16 protein-coding genes, 1 tRNA gene and 1 pseudogene are annotated in these 18,785 nt (G+C 71.2%); 6 read left to right on the top strand and 12 right to left on the bottom strand.

Features of this window, described 5'->3' with window-relative positions:
- Positions 1-60: 60 nt before the first annotated feature.
- A complete protein-coding gene (locus ACWD11_RS26680; RefSeq protein WP_389416564.1) occupies positions 61-1,113 on the top strand; it encodes a M23 family metallopeptidase in 1,053 nt (350 codons plus the stop codon).
- A gap of 21 nt (positions 1,114-1,134) precedes the next feature.
- On the opposite strand, the gene ACWD11_RS26675 is transcribed toward ACWD11_RS26680, so the two are convergent.
- From ACWD11_RS26675 to ACWD11_RS26655, 5 genes and pseudogenes are all read right to left on the bottom strand, one after another.
- Complete coding sequence (locus ACWD11_RS26675; RefSeq protein ID WP_389416563.1) at positions 1,135-2,025, bottom strand: Cof-type HAD-IIB family hydrolase; 891 nt, start codon at positions 2,023-2,025, stop codon at positions 1,135-1,137.
- A 380-nt stretch (positions 2,026-2,405) separates the two neighbouring features.
- Complete coding sequence (locus ACWD11_RS26670) at positions 2,406-3,308, bottom strand: LLM class flavin-dependent oxidoreductase (protein ID WP_389416562.1); 903 nt, start codon at positions 3,306-3,308, stop codon at positions 2,406-2,408.
- 40 nt (positions 3,309-3,348) lie between these two features.
- Positions 3,349-3,924 (bottom strand): RNA 2'-phosphotransferase, encoded by a 576-nt coding sequence (locus ACWD11_RS26665; RefSeq protein WP_451285995.1) that lies wholly within the window; start codon positions 3,922-3,924, stop codon positions 3,349-3,351.
- A gap of 176 nt (positions 3,925-4,100) precedes the next feature.
- Positions 4,101-5,855 (bottom strand): SDR family oxidoreductase, encoded by a 1,755-nt coding sequence (locus tag ACWD11_RS26660; RefSeq protein ID WP_451285993.1) that lies wholly within the window; start codon positions 5,853-5,855, stop codon positions 4,101-4,103.
- Positions 5,852-6,693: pseudogene (locus ACWD11_RS26655) on the bottom strand (M24 family metallopeptidase). Before ACWD11_RS26655 ends, ACWD11_RS26660 begins: the two are co-directional and overlap by 4 nt.
- Positions 6,694-6,895: 202 nt before the next feature.
- Here ACWD11_RS26655 and ACWD11_RS26650 point away from each other — a divergent pair.
- From ACWD11_RS26650 to ACWD11_RS26630, 5 genes are all read left to right on the top strand, one after another.
- Positions 6,896-7,858 carry an ABC transporter ATP-binding protein gene (locus tag ACWD11_RS26650; RefSeq protein WP_389416999.1) on the top strand — a complete coding sequence of 321 codons (963 nt, stop codon included), beginning with the start codon at positions 6,896-6,898 and terminating at the stop codon, positions 7,856-7,858.
- A complete protein-coding gene (locus tag ACWD11_RS26645) occupies positions 7,848-8,747 on the top strand; it encodes an ABC transporter permease (RefSeq protein WP_389416558.1) in 900 nt (299 codons plus the stop codon). Before ACWD11_RS26650 ends, ACWD11_RS26645 begins: the two co-directional genes overlap by 11 nt.
- The gene (locus ACWD11_RS26640; protein ID WP_389416557.1) at positions 8,744-9,655 is read left to right on the top strand and encodes an ABC transporter ATP-binding protein; all 912 of its coding nucleotides are present in this window, start codon (positions 8,744-8,746) and stop codon (positions 9,653-9,655) included. The genes ACWD11_RS26645 and ACWD11_RS26640 overlap by 4 nt, the downstream gene beginning before the upstream one ends.
- 10 nt (positions 9,656-9,665) lie before the next feature.
- Entirely contained in the window at positions 9,666-10,385 is a 720-nt protein-coding gene (locus ACWD11_RS26635) for an ABC transporter permease subunit (RefSeq protein WP_389416556.1), read from the top strand.
- 263 nt (positions 10,386-10,648) lie between these two features.
- Positions 10,649-10,733, top strand: a tRNA-Ser gene (locus ACWD11_RS26630).
- Positions 10,734-10,848: 115 nt separating this feature from the next.
- Here the strand turns inward: ACWD11_RS26630 and ACWD11_RS26625 are convergent.
- From ACWD11_RS26625 to ACWD11_RS26595, 7 genes are all read right to left on the bottom strand, one after another.
- Complete coding sequence (locus ACWD11_RS26625; RefSeq protein WP_451285990.1) at positions 10,849-11,646, bottom strand: HAD family hydrolase; 798 nt, start codon at positions 11,644-11,646, stop codon at positions 10,849-10,851.
- Positions 11,643-12,920, bottom strand: coding sequence for a serine--tRNA ligase (serS, locus tag ACWD11_RS26620; RefSeq protein WP_451285988.1), 1,278 nt, complete (start codon positions 12,918-12,920; stop codon positions 11,643-11,645). Before serS ends, ACWD11_RS26625 begins: the two co-directional genes overlap by 4 nt.
- Before the next feature lie 537 nt (positions 12,921-13,457).
- The gene (gene pheA, locus ACWD11_RS26615) at positions 13,458-14,390 is read right to left on the bottom strand and encodes a prephenate dehydratase (RefSeq protein ID WP_389416553.1); all 933 of its coding nucleotides are present in this window, start codon (positions 14,388-14,390) and stop codon (positions 13,458-13,460) included.
- A 69-nt stretch (positions 14,391-14,459) separates the two neighbouring features.
- Positions 14,460-15,752 carry an iron uptake transporter deferrochelatase/peroxidase subunit gene (gene efeB, locus ACWD11_RS26610; RefSeq protein WP_451285986.1) on the bottom strand — a complete coding sequence of 431 codons (1,293 nt, stop codon included), beginning with the start codon at positions 15,750-15,752 and terminating at the stop codon, positions 14,460-14,462.
- A 5-nt stretch (positions 15,753-15,757) separates the two neighbouring features.
- Positions 15,758-17,629 carry a copper resistance CopC/CopD family protein gene (locus tag ACWD11_RS26605; RefSeq protein ID WP_451285984.1) on the bottom strand — a complete coding sequence of 624 codons (1,872 nt, stop codon included), beginning with the start codon at positions 17,627-17,629 and terminating at the stop codon, positions 15,758-15,760.
- Positions 17,630-17,641: 12 nt separating this feature from the next.
- Positions 17,642-18,103 carry a copper chaperone PCu(A)C gene (locus tag ACWD11_RS26600; protein ID WP_451285982.1) on the bottom strand — a complete coding sequence of 154 codons (462 nt, stop codon included), beginning with the start codon at positions 18,101-18,103 and terminating at the stop codon, positions 17,642-17,644.
- Complete coding sequence (locus ACWD11_RS26595; protein WP_389416549.1) at positions 18,100-18,750, bottom strand: SCO family protein; 651 nt, start codon at positions 18,748-18,750, stop codon at positions 18,100-18,102. The genes ACWD11_RS26600 and ACWD11_RS26595 overlap by 4 nt, the downstream gene beginning before the upstream one ends.
- Between the last annotated feature and the right edge of the window lie 35 nt (positions 18,751-18,785).

The following is an 18,785-nucleotide window of genomic DNA, read 5'->3' as shown; positions in this document are numbered from 1 at the left end:
TCCCCCAGCCGTACGACGTGAACAGGACCGCGCGCACCCGTCGGGGCCAGGATCGCTGACATGCGCTCATCTCGCCGTCATCCCTTGCTCGTTCCGGCGCTGCTGTGCGCGTTGGCCGTGCTCGCGGCCCGTCCCACCGACGCCGCCGGCCCGGAGGCCGACTCCGATTCCGGGCTCAGTGCCCAGGTGGCGCGGCTGTACGAGGACGCGGCCCTTGCGACGCAGCAGTACGAGGCGGGGCGCCGGGAGGCGGAGGAGCAGCGGGCGAGGGCGCGGAAGCTGGAGGTGCTGCTCGACCGGCAGCGGCAGGAGATCGGCGGCCTGCACGAGGACCTGGGCCGGATCGCGCGCGCCCAGTACCGCGACGGCGGCGGCATGCCCGCCACCGCGCAGATCATCCTGGCCGACAGCCCCGATGAGCTGATGCGCGGTCAGCATGTCCTCTCGCGGTCGAACCTGGCCGTCAACAACGCCATCGACAAGAGCCGCAGGGCCGAGGCACGGCTCGCCGCGGACGAGGAGAAGGCCCGGGCGGCCTGGCGGGAACTGGACGAGCGCAACGCCGAACTCGCGGCGATGAAGACGGACATCGAGCGGAAGCTGGAGGAGGCCCGCCGGCAGCTGCAGGGCCGTGCGGACGCCTCGGTGGCGGCCGGGGCGTGCCGGGGCGCAGTCCGGCTGGACCAGCCGGAGACGCACTTCACCCAGTCCTGGGTGGCGCCCCTGGAGACGTACGCGCTGTCCGCGTCCTACGGCAGCGGCGGGAAGCGCTGGGCGCGGCGGCACACCGGTCAGGACTTCGCGGTGCCGATCGGCACTCCGGTGCGGGCGGTGGGTGCGGGGCGGGTGGTGCGGGTGTCGTGCGGAGGGCCGTACGGCGTCGAGGTCGTGCTGGAGCATGCCGGGGGTTACTACACGCAGTACGCCCATCTCGCGGCCGTGGCCGTGGACCAGGGGGAGCGGGTGGGCGTCGGGCAGTGGATCGGGCAGTCCGGCACCAGTGGCAACTCCACGGGGCCGCATCTGCACTTCGAGGTGCGGGTCACCCCGGAGACGGGGTCGGCGGTCGACCCGGTGGCCTGGCTGGCCGCGCGGGACGTGGGCATCGGATAGCCGTCGGAGCCGTCGGAGCCGTCAGAGCCCGTGCTCGGAGAGCAGCCGCTCGATCACGACCGCCACCCCGTCGTCGTTGTTGGCGACGGTACGGCCGGAGGCGGCGGCGACCACGTCCGGGTGGGCGTTGCCCATCGCGTAGGAGCGGCCGGCCCAGGTGAGCATCTCGACGTCGTTCGGCATGTCGCCGAAGGCGACGACCTCCTCGTGCGAGATCCCGCGCTCGGCGCAGCACAGGGCGAGGGTGCTGGCCTTGGAGACGTCGGGGCCGCTGATCTCCAGCAGGGCGCTCGGGCTGGAACGGGTGACATTGGCGCGGTCGCCGATGGCCAGGCGGGCCAGGGTGAGGAAGGCGTCCGGGTCGATGTCCGCGTGGTAGGCGAGGATCTTGAGCACCGGCTCGTCGGCGCTCGGGGCGTCCTCGGAGAGCAGCCGCTCGGCGGGCGCCAGGGTGTCCGGGATCTCCATGTGCAGCTTCGGATACTCCGGCTCCTGGTGGAAGCCGTACGTCTGCTCGACCGCGTAGACGGTGCCGGGCGCCGCGTCCCGCAGGTGCCGTACGGCGTCCAGGGCGTTCTCGCGGGCCAGCCCGCGCACCTTCACGAACCGGTGGGCGCCGGGGCCGCCGTGCAGGTCGACCACCGCGGCGCCGTTGCCGCAGATCGCCAGGCCGTGGCCGTGGACGTGGTCGCTGACGACGTCCATCCAACGGGCCGGCCGGCCGGTCACGAAGAAGACCTCGATACCCGCCTCCTCGGCGGCGGCGAGGGCCGCGACCGTACGCGGGGAGACCGACTTGTCGTCCCGCAGCAGAGTGCCGTCGAGATCGGTGGCGATCAGCCGGGGCGGGAGGGCGGCGGCCGGGGTCTCGTGCTGTCGAGTCGCTGAGGTCACCGGCCCATTGTCCCGCATATGCCCGCACGCCCGTGCGGCAGTGTGCGCATCTGAGTAGGAACGGTGCGCCGGGGCTGCCGCCCAGCCGAGCCGGACCACCCCGCCGAGCCATCCACCCGAGCGGGACCGTCCCCCGACCTGGGCCGTCCCCCCGGCGCCGGACCGTCCATCCGAGCCGGGCTCCCCAGCCGTACCGGACTGCCTCGCCGGGCCATCCCGCCGGGCCGGGCCATTCCGGTCCTGTGCGGGAGTGTGCGCATCTGCATGGAACGGTGCGAGCCGGCTCCCTGGCCGGACCGGGCCGTCCCCACCGAGCTGGGCCGTCTCGCCGAGCTGGGCCGCCCCTTGCGCCGCGCCCTCAGACCGCCCCCACCCTCACCCTCTCACCCCGCCCCCCCTCACCCCACCTGGGCCGGTGCCTCCATCGCGATCTGTTCGAAGGTCTTCTCGTCCGCGGCGAAGTCCGAGTCCGGGATCGGCCAGTGGATCACCAGCTCGGTGAAGCCCAGCGCGCGGTGGCGGCCCGCGAAGTCGACGAACGCGTCGAGGGAGTCGAGCGGACGGGCGCGGTCCGGGGTGAACCCGGTGAGCAGGACCTTGTCCATGGCGTTCACGTCCCGCCCGATCGCCGCGCAGGCGTCGGCAAGCCGGTCCAGCTGTCCACGCAGGGCCTGGACCGACTGCTCGGGCGTGCCGTTCTCGTACAGCTTCGGGTCCCCCGTGGTGACCCAGGCCTGCCCGTGGCGGGCGGCGAGCCGCAGTCCGCGCGGGCCGGTCGCGGCGACCGCGAAGGGCAGCCGGGGCCGCTGGACACACCCGGGGATGTTGCGGGCCTCGTGCGCGGAGTAGTAGTCGCCCTCGTAGGAGACGGCGTCCTCGGTCAGCAGCCGGTCCAGGAGCGGCACGAACTCGGCGAACCGGTCGGCCCGCTCGCGCGGTGTCCACGGCTCCTGTCCCAGGGCAGTGGCGTCGAACCCGGTGCCGCCCGCGCCGACGCCGAGAGTGACACGGCCGCCGGAGATGTCGTCGAGCGAGATCAGCTCCTTGGCGAGGGTCACCGGATGCCGGAAATTGGGGGAGGTGACCAGGGTGCCGAGGCGAAGCCGGTCGGTCACGGCCGCGGCGGCGGTCAGCGTCGGTACGGCACCGAACCACGGGCCGTCCCGGAAGCTGCGCCAGGACAGGTGGTCGTAGGTGTAGGCGGTGTGGAAACCGAGCTGTTCCGCCCGCTGCCAAGCCGCCCGGCTCCCCTCGTGCCACCGGCGGTACGGGAGGATCACGGTGCTCAGACGCAGACTCATGAATCGAGCGTATGCGGCGTCACCGTTTCACGTGAAACGGTCACTTTGTGCCGCGGTGCGACTCCGGAAAGCGCAGGTAGCGAGGCGGGACCTCCTTGGTCAGCCAGACGCCGTTCGCGCTGACGTGGAAGACGTGGCCGTCCCGGTGCATGGCGCCCGCGTCGACGGAGAGCACGACCGGGCGGCCCCGGCGGGCGCCCACCCGGGTCGCCGTCTCGCGGTCGGTGGAGAGATGGACATCGTGGCGGTTCATGGGGCGGAGCCCTTCCGCGCGGATCGTCTCCAGGGCGCCCGCCACGGTGCCGTGGTACAGGTACGGCGGTGGGGTCGCCGGGGGGAGGCCCAGCTCGACCTCGACGCTGTGCCCCTGGCTGGCCCGGATGCGGGTGCCGTCGATGGCGAAGCGGCGTTTGTCGTTCGTGGCGACCACGTGGTCCAGCTCTTCCCGGGTGAACCGGAAGCCGTGTGCCGCCGCCGCGGCGATGAGGGTGTCGATCTCCACCCAGCCCCCCTCGTCCAGGGTGAGGCCGATGCGCTCGGGCTGATGGCGGAGGTGCCGGGAGAGGTACTTGGACACCCTCACCGTGCGGCGGTCGTCGATGGGTCTTTCTTCCATCTCCTCAGGGTGACGGGAGAGACCTGGATCACGCGAATGATTTCGCCCCCGATGTTTGATCCACAGGCAAGTGTGGTTATCCACAGGGGAATTGACGGTTCTGTGGACAACGGGCCGTCATATCAAGGGGTTTCGTCAAGGTCGGGCATCCGAGGGGCACTTGTTCAACCTCCTTGTCACACAGGCGGATTGATCCGGGCGATCCGCCGCAGCACCCCCGGCGCGAACCGCGACAGCAGATGTGCCCCACGCGCCTCCGGAGTCACCGCCACGAGCGGCGAGTTGGTGACCACTCCGCGCAGAATCGCCTCGGCGACCTTCTCCGGTGGGTAGTTGCGCATGCCGTACAGGCGGGCCGACCTCTTCTGGCGGCGCGACTCCTCCTCCGCGTCAACTCCCGCGAAACGGGCGGTCGCTGTGATGTTGGTGTTCACGAAGCCGGGGCAGATCGCCGTCACGCCGATGCCGACGTCGGCCAGTTCGGCTCGCAGGCATTCGCTCAGCATCAGCACGGCCGCTTTGGTGGTGCTGTAGGCGGGCAGGGCCCGGGACGGCTGAAACGCCGCCGCCGAGGCGGTGTTGACGATGTGGCCGCCCTGGCCGCGCTCCGCCATCTGCTTGCCGAACAGACGGCACCCGTGGATCACGCCCCACAAGTTGACGTCCAGCACCTTGCGCCAGTCCTCCGACGTGGTGTCGAGGAAGGAGCCCGACAGTCCGATCCCGGCGTTGTTCACCAGGACGTCCACCACTCCGTACTCGGTGGCGACCTTCTCCGCCAGTTTCTCCATGGCCTGTTCGTCCGAGACGTCCACCGTCTCCGCCCAGGCGTCCGGGGCGCCGACCAGGCGGGACATCTCCGCCGTACGGGCCGCCGCGTCCCCGTCCCGGTCCACGGCGACCACGCGCGCGCCCGCCTCGGCGAAGGCGTACGCCGTCGCCCGGCCGATGCCGCTGCCCGCACCGGTGATCAGGACCAACTGGCCCCCAAAGCGGTCGGCGTGGCGTCCGGTCGCCCTGGTTTCCGGCCGGCCGCCCTCCACGGACCGCGCGAACTCGGTGATCCAGGAAGCCAGTTGATCGGGGCGTGTGCGCGGGACCCAGTGCTTCGCCGGCAACGACCTGCGCGTCAACCGCGGCGCCCACAGCTCCAGTTCGTCGTAGAGCTTCTCCGACAGGAACGCGTCCTCCAGCGGCGTGATCAGCTGCACCGGCACATGCGCGTAGGCGTCCGCGCGCGGGCGGCGCAGCCGCGGCCGTACGTTGTCCCGGTACAGCCAGGCCCCGAGCGCCGCGTCCGAAGGGAGCGACGACGTGGGGTAGTTGCCGGTCGGCACCTTCTCCAGCCGCCGCAGGATCCGCGGCCAGGTCCTGCCCAGCGGACCGCGCCAGGCCAGTTCCGGCAGGACCGGGGTGTGCAGCAGGTAGACGTACCAGGACTTGGCGCCCTGGCCGAGGAGTTGGCCGACCCGGCGCGGGGTCGGGCGCTTCATCCGCTTCTGGATCCAGTGCCCGAAGTGGTCCAGGGACGGGCCGGACATCGAGGTGAAGGAGGCGATCCTGCCCTCCGTGCGCTGGACCGTCACGAATTCCCAGGACTGCACCGAGCCCCAGTCGTGGCCCACCAGATGCACCGGACGGTCCGGGCTGACGGCGTCCACGACCGCCAGGAAGTCGTCCGTCAGCTTCTCCAGCGTGAACCCGCCCCGCAGCGGCTGCGGAGCCGTGGAACGCCCATGGCCCCGGACGTCGTACAGCACCACATGGAAGTCGTCGGCGAGCCGTGCGGCCACCTCCGACCAGACCTCCTTGCTGTCCGGATAGCCGTGCAGCAGCAGCACGGTCGGCTGGGCGGGGTCACCCAGCTCCGCCACGCACAGCTCCACCCCGCCGGTCCGCACCCAGCGCTCACGCGCGCCCTGAAGACTCACTTCTCCTCCGCCCAGCGCCGCACATGCGGCAGATCGTCGTCCAGCCAGAAGGCGCTCTCCTCGGGATCCCGGGAGTCCGTGACGACCAGGATCTCCTCGAACTTCGCGCCCGTGCCCCGGAATCCGAGGTGGGGTTCGACCGCCCACAGGCCCGGCCGCGGCGGATGGTCCGAGAACCGGTACGGCGACCACAGCGGGGACCAGCCCTCGCGGTGGCCGTGCACCGCGTCGGCGGCCAGGCCCTTGAGGGACTGGGTGCCGAACCCGAAGAGCCGCGGCGACCAGCGCCGCTCGCGCACCCGGTCCACCTTGTGCGCGATCACGCCGAAGGGGTAGGCGCGATGTCGGTTGGCATGGCCCTGGCGGACCATGAGCCGGTCCACGTCCTCGTAGATCTCCCGCAGCGACCGGCGCTCGCGCACCTCGCGCAGGATCAGCTCGCGGTGCGCCCGCAGGTCGTCCATCAGCTTGTCCTGGACGCGGTTCATCCCGAGCGAGCCCGAGTAGCCGATGTCGGCGGTGAACCCCCGTACACCGGCGCCATGTCCAGGATGAACGGCATCCCCGGCTCCAGCCGGCGGCCGGTCGGGAAGAACTGCAGCGGGACGCGGAAGCCGACGAACGCCGTGCGGTCACCGAACCAGGCGAAGGGGAGGTGGAACCAGTCGCGCACCCCCCGCTCGCGCAGCCACTCGCGCTGCATCCGCGCCGCGTCACGCTCGGTCACACCGGGCTGCAGCCGGGCCGCCACCGCCTCGGCGCATTCGTAGGCGAGGCGCTGCACTCTGCGGAAACCTTGCAGCTCCGCCGAGCGTTCACTGGTCACTACCGTAGCCATGGCACCCCGTCCCACCGGTTGCGGTACGCGCTCGTAACTTGTCACCGGAAATCTGACACCTGTTAGACCCACCGTCAATAGGGCGGCCTTCTCGACCCTCAGGGTGACCCTTAAGGACCCGTACGACTCCAGAGGGACCCCAAGACGGCTCTACGGTCTGACGACCGACGTGTTCCGGCTCACTACCGTCATTGTCGTGACTGTGATCGCGACCGAAAGCCTGAGCAAGCGGTTCCCCCGGGTGACCGCGCTTGACCGGCTCTCCGTGGACGTCGGGCCCGGTGTGACCGGACTCGTCGGAGCCAATGGAGCCGGCAAGTCCACACTGATCAAGATCCTGCTGGGTCTGTCCCCCGCCACGGAGGGCCGCGCCGAGGTGCTGGGCCTCGACGTCGCCACCAAGGGCGCCGCCATCCGTGAGCGGGTCGGATACATGCCCGAGCACGACTGTCTGCCGCCCGACGTCTCGGCCACCGAGTTCGTCGTCCACATGGCGCGCATGTCGGGGCTGCCGCCGACCGCCGCGCGTGAGCGCACCGCGGACACGCTGCGCCATGTCGGCCTGTACGAGGAGCGCTACCGCCCCATCGGCGGCTACTCCACCGGCATGAAGCAGCGCGTGAAGCTGGCGCAGGCCCTGGTCCACGACCCGGACCTGGTCTTCCTCGACGAGCCGACCAACGGCCTCGACCCGGTCGGCCGCGACGAGATGCTCGGCCTGATCCGCCGTATCCACACCGACTTCGGCATCTCGGTGCTGGTCACCTCCCATCTGCTGGGCGAGCTGGAGCGGACCTGCGACCACGTCGTCGTGGTCGACGGCGGCAAGCTGCTGCGCTCCAGCTCCACCACTGACTTCACGCAGACCACGACCACCCTGGCGATCGAGGTCACCGACACCGACGAACACCCCGACGGCACCCGCGCGGTGCGCGAGGCGCTCCACGCGCGCGGGGTGAGCACCGACGACGGCAGCGGCCTGCCGGGCGCCGGGCACATCCTGCTGCTGACCGCGCAGGGCGACGAGACGTACGACCTGGTCCGGGACGTGATCGCGGACCTCGGCCTCGGACTGGTGCGCATGGAGCAGCGCCGGCACCACATCGCGGAGGTCTTCACCGACAGCGACGAGCAGCGGAAGGAGGCGGCCGTCCATGGCTCTTGACCAGCCCGTTGCGGGTGACCAGACCCGCATCCACGACATCGGCTACCGCAACTACGACGGCCCCCGCCTCGGCCGCGCCTACGCCACCCGTTCCCTCTACTCGCAGTCTCTGCGCGGCGCCTACGGCCTCGGCCGCTCGGTGAAGTCCAAGGTGCTGCCGATGCTGCTGTTCGTGGTGATGTGCGTGCCCGCGGCCATCATGGTCGCCGTCGCCGTCGCCACCAAGGCCAACGACCTGCCGGTCGACTACACCCGCTACGCGATCGTCATGCAGGCGGTCATCAGCCTCTACGTCGCCTCGCAGGCACCCCAGTCCGTCTCCCGCGACCTGCGCTTCAAGACCGTGCCGCTGTACTTCTCGCGGCCGATCGAGACCGCGGACTACGTGCGCGCGAAGTACGCGGCGCTGGCCTCGGCGCTGTTCGTCCTCACCGCCGCCCCGCTGCTCGTGCTCTATGTGGGCGCGCTGCTGGCCAAGCTCGACTTCGCCGACCAGACCAAGGGATTCGCACAGGGACTCGTTTCCGTGGCACTGCTCTCGCTGCTCTTCGCCGGCCTCGGCCTGGTCATCGCCGCGGTCACCCCGCGCCGCGGCTTCGGCATCGCCGCCGTGATCGCCGTACTGACCATCTCCTACGGCGCGGTCTCCACCCTGCAGGCCATCGCCGAGGAGCAGAACAGCGGCGACTCCATCGCCTGGATCGGCCTCTTCTCGCCGACCACGCTCATCGACGGAGTGCAGACCGCCTTCCTCGGCGCGACCTCGGCGTTCCCCGGAGGTGTCGGCCCGACGAACGGCGAGGGCGTGGTCTACGTCCTCGTCACCCTCGGCCTGATCGCCGCCTGCTACGGCCTCCTGCTGCGCCGCTACCGAAAGGTCGGACTGTGACCACGCTCTCCATCGACCATGTCTCCCGCTGGTTCGGCAACGTGGTCGCCGTCAACGACGTCACCATGACCATCGGCCCCGGCGTCACCGGCCTGCTCGGCCCCAACGGCGCCGGAAAGTCCACCCTCATCAACATGATGGGCGGCTTCCTGGCCCCCTCCACCGGCACGGTCACCCTCGACGGCCAACAGGTCTGGCGCAACGAGGCCATCTACAAGCACATCGGCATCGTCCCCGAGCGCGAGGCGATGTACGACTTCCTCACCGGCCGCGAATTCGTCGTCGCCAACGCCGAGTTGCACGGCCTGGGCGCCAAGGCGGCCCAACGGGCCCTGGCCACGGTCGAGATGGAGTACGCCCAGGACCGCAAGATCCAGACGTACTCCAAGGGCATGCGCCAGCGCGTGAAGATGGCGAGCGCGCTGGTCCACGACCCCTCGCTGCTGCTGCTGGACGAACCCTTCAACGGCATGGACCCGCGCCAGCGCATGCAGTTGATGGACCTGCTGCGGAAGATGGGCGACGAGGGCCGCACGGTGCTCTTCTCGTCCCACATCCTCGAAGAGGTCGAGCAGCTCGCCTGGCACATCGAGGTCGTCGTCGCGGGCCGGCACGCGGCCAGCGGTGACTTCCGCAAGATCCGCCGCCTGATGACCGACCGGCCGCACCGCTATCTGGTGCGCTCCAGCGACGACCGCGCCCTCGCGGCCGCGCTGATCGCCGACCCGTCGACGTCCGGCATCGAAGTCGACCTGGCGGAAGGCGCCTTGCGGATCCAGGCCGTCGACTTCGGCCGCTTCACGGCCCTGCTGCCGAGGGTCGCCCGCGACCACGGCATCCGGCTGCACACGGTCTCGCCGTCGGACGAGTCCCTCGAGTCCGTCTTCTCGTATCTCGTCGCGGCGTAGGAGGCCCACCATGTACGACCCCACAGTCGCCCGGCTCACCTACCGGGCCCTGCTCGGCCGTCGCCGGGCCCTCATCCTCGGCGCCCTGCCGCTGCTGCTGATCGTGATCTCGGTGATCGTCCGCGCCCTCGCCGGTGCCGACGACCAGACCGCCTCCGACCTGCTCGGCGGGCTCGCGCTCGCCACCATGGTGCCGATCATCGGCGTCATCGCGGGCACCGGAGCGATCGGTCCGGAGATCGACGACGGCTCGGTGGTGTACCTGCTCTCCAAGCCGATCAAGCGCCCGACGATCATCTTCACCAAGCTGATCGTGGCCGTCGCCGTGACCATGGTGTTCTCCGCGGTCCCGACGCTGATCTCCGGCTTCATCCTCAACGGCAACGGCCAGCAGATCGCCGTCGCCTACACGGTGGCCGCCCTGGTCGCCTCCATCGCGTACGCCGCGCTCTTCCTGCTGCTCGGCACGGTCTCCCGGCACGCGGTGGTCTTCGGGCTGGTCTACGCCCTGGTCTGGGAGGCCCTGTTCGGCTCCTTGGTGGCGGGCGCGCGCACCCTGAGCGTCCAGCAGTGGTCGCTCGCGGTGGCCCACGAGGTGACCGGCGGGGACCTCGTCACCTCGGACGTGGGCATCACGACGGCGACGGTCCTGCTGGTCGCGGTGACCGTCCTCGCCACCTGGTACGCGGGCCAGAAGCTCAGGTCGCTGACGCTGGCGGGCGAGGAGTAGCCGGGCCGCGCTTTATTCGGTGGCGGCCGACCGGGGGCGGCGGGCAGGATGGTCGATGTCCGGGACGCCGCTTCGGTCGGCGCCACCAGCTGGGGAGGAGCGCGGCGATGTCGATGCACGACAGTCCGTCGAGTTCCCCACAGGGCAGCCCGCGGCGGGCTCCGGAGTAGTTACCCCTCCGTCGAGCGCGCACCGCACCGGGGAGCTGCCCGGGCGGCCGCTTCGAGCACGCGAGCACTCCGCTCGCGTGAGGCCGCCCTCCCGGAGGATTGGCCGAGTGGCAAGGCACCGGCTCGCTGAGCCGTGGTCGGGGGAAACCCCGCGCACGTTCGATCCGTGCATCCTCCGCGAGACGTTGTCACTGGGACTGAGCCGCATGGGGAAGCGGGGCGCGAGGTCGTCAGCAACTGCCGACCGTCTGTGGCTGGTCGCGCAGTTCCCCGCGCCCCTTGGGCAGGCACACTCAGCCGAGCAGACGCTCCAGGACGACCGCGATGCCGTCCTCGTCGTTCGACGACGTCACCTCGTCGGCCACCGCCTTCAGCTCCGCGTGGGCGTTGGCCATGGCCACACCGTGGGCCGCCCAGCCGAACATCGGCACGTCGTTGGGCATGTCACCGAAGGCGATCGTGTCGGCGGCCTTCAGGCCCAGCCGGCGCGCCGCCAGCGACAGTCCCGTCGCCTTGGACAGCCCCAGCGGCAGCAGCTCCACGATGCCCGCGCCCGCCATCGCCACCGTCACGAAGCCGCCCGCGGAGCGCCTCGCGGCGTCCGCCAGCTCGTCGTCCGACAGCTCCGGATGCTGTATGTAGATCTTGTTCAGCGGCGCGGACCACAGGTCCGACGCGTCGGTGAACGGCGTCGACGGCAGCGCGCCCGTGACCGCGTACCCCGGCCCGACCAGCACCTCCCCGTCGAGACCGTCCCGGCTCGCGGCCAGGAACAGCGGGCCGACCTCCGCCTCGATCTTCGCCAGCGCCACCCCGGCCAGCTGCCGGTCGAGCGTCACCGACGTCAGCAGCCGGTGCTCACCGGCGTGGTACACCTGCGCGCCCTGCCCGCACACCGCGAGCCCCTGGTATCCCAGGTCGTCGAGGATGTGCCGGGTCCAGGGCACCGCCCGTCCGGTGACGACGATGTGCGCGGCGCCCGCCGCGGTGGCCGCGGCGAGCGCGTCACGGGTGCGCCCCGAGACCGAGTCGTCGGAGCGCAGCAGCGTGCCGTCGAGGTCGGTCGCGACGAGCCTGTACGGGAAGCTCACTTGGCGACCGGCTCCAGCAGCTCCCGGCCGCCCAGGTACGGACGCAGCACCTCGGGCACCCGCACCGAACCGTCGGCCAGCTGGTGGTTCTCCAGGATCGCCACGATCGTCCGCGGCACCGCGCACAGCGTGCCATTGAGCGTCGCCAGCGGCTGCACCTTCTTGCCGTCACGCATCCGGACGGACAGCCGGCGGGCCTGGAAGCCGTCGCAGTTGGAGGCCGAGGTCAGCTCGCGGTACTTGCCCTGGGTCGGGATCCACGCCTCGCAGTCGTACTTGCGGGACGCCGACGAGCCCAGGTCGCCCGAGGCGACGTCGATGACCTGGAAGGGCAGCTCCAGGGCGGTGAGCCACTGCTTCTCCCAGTCGAGGAGCCGCTTGTGCTCGTTCTCCGCCTCCTCGGGGGCGACATAGGAGAACATCTCGACCTTGTCGAACTGGTGCACGCGGAAGATGCCGCGGGTGTCCTTGCCGTAGGTGCCGGCCTCGCGGCGGAAGCACGGCGAGAAGCCCGCGTACCGCAGCGGCAGCTGGTCGGCGTCGATGATCTCGTCCATGTGGTACGCGGCGAGCGGGACCTCGGAGGTGCCGACCAGGTAGTAGTCGTCCTTCTCCAGGTGGTACACGTTCTCCGCGGCCTGGCCGAGGAAGCCGGTGCCCTCCATGGCGCGCGGGCGGACCAGCGCGGGGGTGAGCATCGGGATGAAGCCGGCCTCGGTGGCCTGGGCGATGGCGGCGTTGACCAGCGCCAGCTCCAGCAGGGCGCCGACGCCGGTGAGGTAGTAGAAGCGCGAGCCGGAGACCTTGGCGCCGCGCTCGACGTCGATGGCGCCCAGCGCCTCGCCGAGCTCCAGGTGGTCCTTGGGCTCGAAGCCCTCGGCGCCGAAGTCGCGGATGGTGCCGTGCGTCTCCAGGACGACGAAGTCCTCCTCGCCGCCGACCGGGACGTCGGGGTGGACGAGGTTGCCGAGCCGGAGCGCGAGGCGCTTGGTCTCGTCGTCGGCCTCGTTCTGCGCGGCCTCGGCCGCCTTGACGTCCGCCTTGAGCTGCTCCGCCTTCCGCAGGAGCTCGGCGCGCTCCTCGGGAGTGGCCTTGGGGATCAGCTTGCCGAGCGACTTCTGCTCGGAGCGCAGCTCGTCGAAGCGGACGCCGGACGACCTGCGCCGCTCGTCGGCAGACAGGAGAGCGTCGACGAGCGCGACGTCCTCTCCACGGGCGCGCTGGGACGCGCGCACACGGTCGGGGTCCTCACGGAGCAGGCGAAGGTCAATCACGCGGTCAAGGCTACCGGGGCCGAGTCCCCCCTCACGACTCGCTTTTCCGGGGCGCCCCGAACTAAGGCCTACATTCCGTTATGGGCGAATTGCTCCGCGTGTCAATAAACGGTGTCCCCCTCCCCGGGAGGGGGCATGCGGCGGGCGCACGGTTGACCGGATTTCCTTGTGGGGAACGGGACTTGGGTCCGCGTCATCCACAGGCGTCCACACCCTCCGAAAAGTTATCCACAGGCTGTGTGGAAGATCTGTGGATTGCGGAACTGATCACTCCGAATACCGCGGTCACCCGGGGTGATTCCCGGGGTAAACCTCCTTTACGCCCACGTTCGAGTGGGAATGCGTCGCCCCGAAGGATGGCGCGCAGGAAACAAGTGGACGAAGGGTGAACCGCCCACCGGTGGACGGAACGAGGTGCTGTAGGGCGATTTGTCGACCAACTCACGCCGTGGTGTCGACTTGTCCCCAGGTCGAGAGGCCGACCTGTGGATAACTTCTGTGGATAACCACAATCAGCAGGTATGACCGGGGGGCTGCTCAGAACCGCCCGTCCTGGCACCGCGCCACCCACTCCGACGCCGCCACGAACTCCTCGTCCGACGTCCCCTGCCGCGGCGCGCTCACGTCCGCCACGTCCACGCCCGCGCGCGGGTACGACCCGAGGTACCGCACCTCCAGGCAGATCCGCTTCAGCCCCATCAGGGCCTCCGCCACCCGCCGGTCGGCGATATGGCCCTCGGCGTCGATGCAGAAGCAGTAGTTGCCGATACCCGCGCCGGTGGGCCGGGACTGCAGCAGCATCAGGTTGATGCCCCGGGTCGCGAACTCGCCCAACAGATCGCGCAGCCCGCCGGGGTGGTCGTCGCGCTGCCACAGCACGACGGAGGTCTTGTCCGCGCCGGTCGGGGCCGCGGGCCGGGCCGGGCGGCCCACCAGCACGAACCGGGTCTGGGCGTTCTCCGCGTCGTGGATCCCGCTCTCCAGGGCCTCCAGGCCGTACAGGGCGGCGGCGAACTCGCCCGCGAAGGCCGCGTCGTACTGACCCTCCTGGACCAGCCGGGCGGCGTCCGCGTTGGAGGCGGCCGACTCCCAGTGCGCGTCCGGGAGGTTCTTCCGCAGCCAGTTGCGCACCTGCGGCTGGGCGGCCGGGTGCGCGGAGACCGTCTTGATGTCGGACAGCGTCGTGCCCGGCCGGACCAGCAGCGCGAAGGTGATCGACAGCAGCACCTCGCGGTAGATCATCAGCGGAGCGCCCGCGACCAGTTCGTCGAGCGTGGTGGTGATCCCGCCCTCGACGGAGTTCTCGATCGGCACGAAGGCGGCCTCGGCCTCACCGGCACGCACCGCGTCCAGCGCGGACTGCACGGACACGTACGGGACGAGCTCCCGGGTGGCCGTCTCGGGAAGCGTGCGCAGGGCGGCTTCGGTGAAGGTGCCCTCGGGACCCAGATACGCATAGCTCGCTGGCATGACCTCACCCTAATGGCCCCGGCGAAGCCCCGGGGCACACGTCTCACGACCGGGTGAACCCGCCGGGGATCACCCTTCCAGCAGCGCCTGACCGACGTACTCTCCCTCGGCCGCCCCGCCCGGCACCGCGTACAGACCGCTCGCCTCGTGGCGGATGAAGGGCGACAGGGCGTCGCCCCGGTCGAGCTTGCGCTGCACGGTGACGAAGCCGCGCAGCGGGTCGGCCTGCCAGCAGATGAACAGCAGTCCCGCGTCCGCGGTGCCGTCCGCGTCGATGCCGTCGTGGTAGGAGAACGGCCGCCGCAGCATCGCCGCCCCGCCGTTCTGGTCGGGTCGGCTGATCCGGGCGTGGGCGTTGACCGGGACGGCCAAATTGCCCTGCGCGTCCGTCTTCTCCAGGTCCATCTCGGTGGTCTCGGCGCTTCCCGGCGGCGCGGACAGCGGTGACCCGTCCGCCTTGCGGCGCCCGATGACGTCCTCCTGCTCCCGGCCGGACAGTCGCTCCCAGTCGTCCAGCAGCATGCGGATCCGGCGTACGACGGCGTAGGAGCCGTTCGCCATCCAGGCGGGTTCGCCCGAGGCCGGCACGAAGATCCGCTTCTCGAAGTCGGCCTCCGCGGGCTTGGGATTGCGCGTGCCGTCGACCTGGCCCATCAGATTGCGGGCCGTCATGGGGTGGGCGGTGGCGCCCGGGGAGCGGTTGAAGCCGTTCATCTGCCAGCGCACCCGGGCCGCGCTCCCGGCGTCCTGCTGGATCGCGCGCAGGGCGTGGAAGGCGACCAGCGCGTCATGGGCGCCGATCTGCACCCACAGGTCGCCGTTGCTGCGGGCCTTGTCCAGCTGGTCGGAGGAGAAGTCGGGCAGCGGGTCCAGCGCGACCGGGCGCTGCTTCTCCAGGCCGGTACGGGCGAAGAAGCTGTGCCCGAAGCCGAAGGTGACCGTCAGCGCGCAGGGCCCCGCGTCCCGGGCCACATCGGTGTCGCCGGATCCCGTGGCCTCGCCCGCCATCAGCCGCCGTGCCGTCTGCGACCAGCGGCGCAGCAGCGCGGCGGCCTCCTTGCGGCCCGCGCCCGCCGCCAGGTCGAAGGCGAGCAGATGGCCCCGGGCCTGGAGGCCCTGGAGGATGCCGGGCTGATGTTTCCCGTGAAACATCACCTCGTCCGTGCCCAGCGAGGTGAGCGGAGTCGCCTGCGTGGGCGCGGCGGCGTAGCCCACGGCTCCGCCCGCCGCGCCGAGCACGAGACCGGTGGCGCCGGCGGTGCCCAGCAGCTGCCGGCGCGAGAGCCCCGGGGCCGTCTGCGCGGCGGGCGCCGGCCGGTCGGCGGCAGGCGCGAGGGTCTCCGGGATGGACTGGTCAGCCATGGTGTTCAGCCGATCTGCGCGTTCTTGGAGACGGTCGTCTGGTCGATGTCGGAGGTCCGCACGGTCACGGCGATCTTCCAGTCGCCGGCCATGGGGAGCTGCACTCCGCTCGCCGACCAGTGTCCGGTGGTGATGTGGTCGGGGACGACAGGCAGCGGCCCGATGTCCTGGGACGCGAGGGTGAAGGCGACCTTCACCTCGGGCACGTCGAAGGCCCGCCCGTTGGGCCGGGTGGCGTAGACGTGCATCTCGTTGGCGCCCACGCGCGCGGGGTCCAGTTCGATGCGGACGACACCCTTGCCGTCCGCGCCCCCGGTGTCGAAGGCCATGTCCAGGGTCAGCGCCCCGGAGGCGTCGGCGGCGGACGAGGAGGCGGCGGTGGCCCGGGCGGCGTCCTGTTCCGTACGGCCCGGTTCGGTCGACGTCAGCGCGGTGGTGACCGCCAGCAGCACGAGGGCGATCCCGGCTTCGGCGAGCACCGAGCGGCGCAACCCGAAGCGGTTCGGGTCGGCGTCCCGCAGCCGCTTCTGCCGGGCCGTGTCCATGGCGGCCCGCTGCCGGGCGAGCTGAGCGGCCCGCTGCGGATCGGCACCGGCGGCCGCCGCCTTGACGGCCGCCTTCTCCTTGCGCGGGGCGGCCTCGGCGCTCACCGTCTCCGCCAGCCGCGCCGTCCAGCGCCGCGAGATCCAGGCGACCCCGACAAGCAGCGCCACCAGCCCGAGCTTGACGAGCAGCAGCTGTCCGTAGCGGGTCTCGGTGAACGCCGACCAGGAGCCGAGCTGACGCCAGGACTGGTAGACGCCGGTGAGCACGAGCGCGATCACACTGCCGAACGCGAGCGCCGAGAACCGTCGTACGGCCGTGCCGTCCACCGGGGTCTCCGGCGACCGGTACAGGGCGACGAGCAGGGCGGTGAGGCCGCCGAGCCAGGCGGCGGCGGCGAGCAGGTGGACCACGTCGACCGGCATCGCGATGCCCGGCTGGAGGCCGGTGGAGGCGTGCTCGGACATCGCCCAGCTCGCCGCGAGCCCAGCCGCCACGACGGTCCCGCCGATCGCGAGCCCGAAGGTGAGGTCCCGCTTCTCCTGGTCCTCCCGCTTGTCATAAGCCCCGAAGAGCACCGCGATGAACAGGGCCGCCGCCGCGAGCAGCAGCAGCCGGGAGACCAGGGCCGCGCCCGTCTTGGTCTGCAGGACGTCGCCGAGGAGCTCCAGATCGACGATGTCGCCGACCTTGCCGGAGCCGGTGTAGGAGCCGCGCATGAGCAGCAGCGCCAGGGTGGCCGCGGTGAGCGTGACCCAGCCGGAGACGACGAGCCGCTGCACGGCCCGCACCCCCGACCCGCGCTGCCAGCAGGCGAGCACGAAGGCGCCGCCGCCGACCATGACGACGAAGCCCGCGTAGGACAGGTAGCGCCCGAGGCCGTACAGCACACCGACGGCCCCGCCGCCCGCGGTCTCGCCGGAGACGGACACGGAGGTCGCCGAGGGCGCCCCGACGGAGAAGGTGAAGGCGCCCGCGACCGGGTGGCTGTCGGCCGAGACGACCTGGTAGGAGACGGTGTAGGTGCCGTCCGCCAGGTCACCCGCGAGGCCCATGGCGTACGTCGTGCCGCTGGCGCTTGCCGGTTTGCCGGTGTCGACGCGCTCGCCGTCGGGGGCGAGGACGCGCACCGAGTCGTCGGAGAGCGCGACCTCCTCGGAGAAGGTCAGCGAGATCCGGTCCGGGGCCTGTTCGACCACCGCCCCCTGCTGGGGATCGCTGCCGGTCAGCGCGGCGTGCGCGGAAACCGGTCCGGCACCGGCGAGGAGCAGTCCGGCGGCGGCCAGGAGCAGCAGCACCAGGGTCCGGACGCGTGGGGCGATGGTCGGGGTCAAGGGGTCCCTCCCTCAGTGTCCGGTCGCGGGGGTGTAGGTGGCCGGCTTCACCGGCATCTCGACCGTGACGGGGTCGGTCTCGGCGAAGTGCAGCACCACGGACACCGTGTCGCCCTGGCGCGGCTTGCGCTTCAGCTTCTCGAACATCAGGTGGTTCGCGCCGCTCTTGAACACGACCTCGCCGTCGGCGGGCACGGCGAGGTTCCTGACCTCCCGCATCGCGGAGTCGACGGTCTCGTGGACGGTGACGGTTCCCGCGATGTCGCTGGTGACGGAGGTCAGTTCGTCCTGGGTGCCGCCGTCGTTGCGGATCGTCAGGAAGCCCGCCGCCATGGAGTCGGAGACCGGCTGCGGCATGTAGGCGCCGCTGATCGAGAGTTCGGGCCCGGATTCCCCGCCGGAGGAACCGCAGCCTGCCAGCACCAGGCCCAGGCTCACGGCGAGGACGGCGGCCGGGGCCACGGGACGCCTCACGGCTTCTCCCCCTTGATGAGCTCGGGGAGGTCCGCGGTGTAGTCGTCGACGGTGGCGTCCTCGCCGTAGAGCACATAGCCGCCGTCGGTCTTCGGGGAGAAGGCGATGACCTGGGTGCCGTGCGAGGAGACCGTCTTGCCCTTCTCCTTGTGCGGCGGCTCGATGCTGATGCCGAGGGTGCGGGCGCCGGCCTGGATGGTGGCGAAGTCGCCGGTCAGGCCGACCACCTGCGGGTCGATGCCCTTGAGCCACTCGCCGAGCGCGGACGCGGTGTCGCGCTCCGGGTCGGTGGTGACGAACACGACGCGCAGCTCGTCCTGCTGGGCCTTGGGCAGCTGCTTCTTGGCGACGGCGATGTTGTTCATCGTCAGCGGGCAGACGTCGGGGCAGTTGGTGTAGCCGAAGTAGATCAGCGTCGGCTTGCCCGCGGTCTCCTCGCGGAAGTCGTACGTCTTGCCGTGGGTGTCGGTGAGGACCAGATCCGGCTTCTCGAACGGCTTGTCGAGGACGGTGGCGGCCTTGGCGGAGCCGGCCTCCTCGGAGACCACGGTGACGGGGGCGGCGTCGTCGTCACCGCCGCCGCAGGCGGAGAGGGTCAGGGTGGCGGCGGCGAGCAGTGCGGCCGCCGCGAACTTCTTGGTGCGCATGGCGAAATGTCCCGGAGATGAAGGGCTCGGGCGCG

It is taken from the genome of Streptomyces sp. NPDC002776 (assembly GCF_053592195.1).
Note: the sequence above shows the minus strand (reverse complement) of the source record. Positions and strands in the feature narration are given on the sequence as shown.